Origin of the sequence: Micromonospora arida, from assembly GCF_003857035.1 — a bacterium.
GTDB lineage: Bacteria > Actinomycetota > Actinomycetes > Mycobacteriales > Micromonosporaceae > Micromonospora > Micromonospora arida.
In genome coordinates this window covers 1-2,973 of sequence record NZ_QGSY01000088.1, presented here as the reverse complement: position 1 = coordinate 2,973, position 2,973 = coordinate 1, and the positions used below count along the sequence as shown (strand labels likewise).

The 2,973-nt window shown below is 60.2% G+C and carries 4 protein-coding genes; 2 read left to right on the top strand and 2 right to left on the bottom strand.

Features of this window, described 5'->3' with window-relative positions:
• Positions 1–286 (top strand): hypothetical protein (locus tag DLJ58_RS03710; RefSeq protein ID WP_208740840.1); only part of this gene is annotated, 286 nt, incomplete at its 5' end.
• 59 nt (positions 287–345) lie between these two features.
• On the opposite strand, the gene DLJ58_RS03705 is transcribed toward DLJ58_RS03710, so the two are convergent.
• Complete coding sequence (locus DLJ58_RS03705) at positions 346–834, bottom strand: hypothetical protein (protein ID WP_124853868.1); 489 nt, start codon at positions 832–834, stop codon at positions 346–348.
• Here DLJ58_RS03705 and DLJ58_RS03700 point away from each other — a divergent pair.
• Entirely contained in the window at positions 805–2,127 is a 1,323-nt protein-coding gene (locus DLJ58_RS03700; protein ID WP_124853867.1) for a DUF6602 domain-containing protein, read from the top strand. The genes DLJ58_RS03705 and DLJ58_RS03700 overlap by 30 nt on opposite strands.
• A 283-nt stretch (positions 2,128–2,410) precedes the next feature.
• On the opposite strand, the gene DLJ58_RS03695 is transcribed toward DLJ58_RS03700, so the two are convergent.
• Complete coding sequence (locus tag DLJ58_RS03695) at positions 2,411–2,671, bottom strand: hypothetical protein (RefSeq protein ID WP_124853866.1); 261 nt, start codon at positions 2,669–2,671, stop codon at positions 2,411–2,413.
• Positions 2,672–2,973: the final 302 nt, after the last annotated feature.

Genomic DNA, 2,973 nt, shown 5'->3' with positions numbered 1-2,973 from the left:
GGCCGAGGCTGCTCACGCTGGCGGGCGAATGGCGGGGCAACGGTGGCCGGTGGCCTGCGGGCGGATGCCGGGTGCCGAACGTCCGGCGGCGGGCGTGATGGTGGGCGAGGAAGACGCGCCCGCCCGCGTGCCGGTCGATGCGGGCGCGTGGCGGTGGCCGGTGCGGGCGGACCGGATCGAATGCGGGGAATGCTCGGAGCGGATGCCGGTTGCGCCGTTGACTGCGCTCACCGAGATTGCCGATGCGTTGGCCGAACACACGCGCGTCTGTCGCGCCTTCTCCTGACCCTGAAACGACAAACCCCCGGTACCCATGAGGGCACCGGGGGTTTGCTGTGCGGGGCGTCAGGCAGCGGGGGCCAGAGTCACGCCGCTGACGCTGCCGGACAGGGTGGCGGCGGTGGCGGTGTCGGGGACCGTAACGGTGATCTTCACGTCGGCGGGGGTGCCGGTGCTGATGGTGCTCCCGATCTTCGCGGGCGAGTCGGAGGCGAAAGCGGCCGTGAGCTGCGTACCGAAATCAACCCCGGTGATCTTCGCGGACGGGGCGTCCCCCGGGGCGGCAATGCGAGCGGTGAACGTCAACGTTGCGCCGGGGTAAGCCGATCCGACGTTGAGCGCCAGCGACGAACCGGAGGCGGTCACGGTCGGATTCACCATGCCGTCCGACGCAACAACGGTGACGTTCGCCCACGTGTAGGTCGGCGTCGATTTGATCTGGCCGCTGATCTGACGTCGTGTTTGCCGATGGTTGTCTCGTCGCGCATAGCGTGGAAGAATCCTTCTAAAAGGCCGGGAGGGCGTGTGATCAAAACCATCGCGGATTTCTTGCATGCGCTGATGCAGCGAGAAGCTGAAGAGCTTCAAGGTTTGGCAATCCCTCACGGCCCTACTATTGGCGATATGTACGAAGGCCTTACGCAAGAAATCTTAACGATGGCATTGCCTGGCAACCTGGGACTTCGTGTCGTCTCGGGATTCGTCGAAGATGGAAGAGGTGCCCTGTCTGGTCAGATCGACTGCATGCTAGTGGTCGGAACTGGCCGAAAAATCCCGCGACTGGAACGCTACATCTGGCACATCAAAGACGTGATCGCCGTACTCGAAATCAAGAAGAACCTATACAGCAGGGAGTTGGCCGACGCGTTCGATCATCTGGAGACAGTACACGCGGTCGGTGTCGCTTACGTAAAGTCGGGGGACGCTTACGAGACGATGAATATAGGTGGCACCCTGATGAACCGTGCGTTCAGCCAGATTACAGGCCACCTCGCACCCAATGCGGACAACTATCTCACCGAGTTTCCGAAGGCACCACCTTTTGATCGTGCAGTCTATTCCGCTCTTCTGAATGAGCGCGCCGGCACAATCAGAGTAGTATTTGGCTACCGAGGCTTCAAAAACGAGAAAAACTTCAGGGATGCCCTATACGAGGTGCTCGCTGCGAGATCGGGAAGGCGAGGGATAGGGATCGCGGGATTTCCACAACTCGTTGTTTCGGGGCGGCATGTACTTGTTAAAGCCAATGGAATGCCCTACGCTGCCCGTTCCACCGTTCATGGCCAGTGGAACTTCTACGCGACGACTGAAGTGACAAACCCACTGATGATCCTACTTGAATTGATCTGGACCCGAATCGGTGAAGACTTCACATTGCGTGGGCAGTGGGGGGACGATCTAGACGTCGAAGTTATGCACCTATTTATGTCTGCACGGCTCGAACAAATAGGAGATACGCAGGGTTGGGGCGTTACGCCTCACCTGGCTTCGAGTGAAGCGTTGAAGCGAACATCGAGCGTTCGGCCATGGCAGCCGGTCATTCTCGATGAGGATCAAGCCACGGTGCTCGCAGTCATACTTAAGGTGGGGCATTTTGACTTCGCGAGCGTCGAGGTCTGGCGGTGGTCTGCTGGCAGAGGGCTTGACCTCGATGCTTTGCAGAAGGAATTGCTCGCGAGTCGCCTTGTAGCAATGGACGGATCGCGAATGGAACTAATTACGGAAAACTGCAAAGTCTTGGCGTTGCCGGATGGACGCTTCGCCGCCGAGGATGACAATACAGGCAGGCTTACGAGATGGGCGCGCGCCAAATACGGTGCCAACTTCATTGAGCCAGAGCAGGATTAGGTTGGAGATGCACCTGTCATAGAGCGTCGTTACCTTTCTTGTCTGTAGTCAGGTTCTAGCCGCGAGGCCAGGGCCTCAACATTGCTGGCCCTGGGCGGGATCGTCAGGGCGGCTCATGCGGCATGGTCCCGGCGGCGCATGTAGCGCTTGACGGTGGCGTGAATGCGGTGATTCTCGCGGCGGCACGGCCGGCACAGCCGGCGGAAGCCGTCAAGGGTCCGCCGGTCGCGGCCGAACGACGACAACGGGCGGTCAGTGCCGCACTGCGGGCACTGCTTTGTGGTCACGTAAGGGCCTTTCGTCGGTTGGCGCGGTGGATGTCGACAGCGCGGGCCACAGAGTCGGCGCTGTACGTCGCTTGCCAGGCGACCGAACGGACGGCCAATTCGTCGCGTAGTTCGCGCTCGGCAATGGCGGCCAACTTCTCGGGATCATCGCCATAAATGGGCGGGCGGCCCGGCATAATAAGGCGGTGCGGCCGGTCAATCATATGAGACAGTTCTTTATGGCTACCAATTTCTGCACGCTCGGCAACCCATTCCATAGCGACCGTGGTGCTCGTTAGTGCCTTTATATCAAGCGTGGAGACGACCGCATTAGCGCTCGGCCACTGGCCAACCTTCCGCCATTGTTGGCCATTTCCGCTAATGTGCCGCATGGTCAGGCGGGAGCGGCGGCCGGCAAGCTGGGCGAGTCGGGTAGCGGTCGCGGAATCGACGCCGGAACCCTCGCGGGCACCTCCATGATTGTTCGCAGACATATCTTTCCCCTATCAAATTGACTTTTTTGATCTTTTGGTAATTGCCGACAATTTCGGGCTGACTTGAAAGCGCCATGCCTACCGGG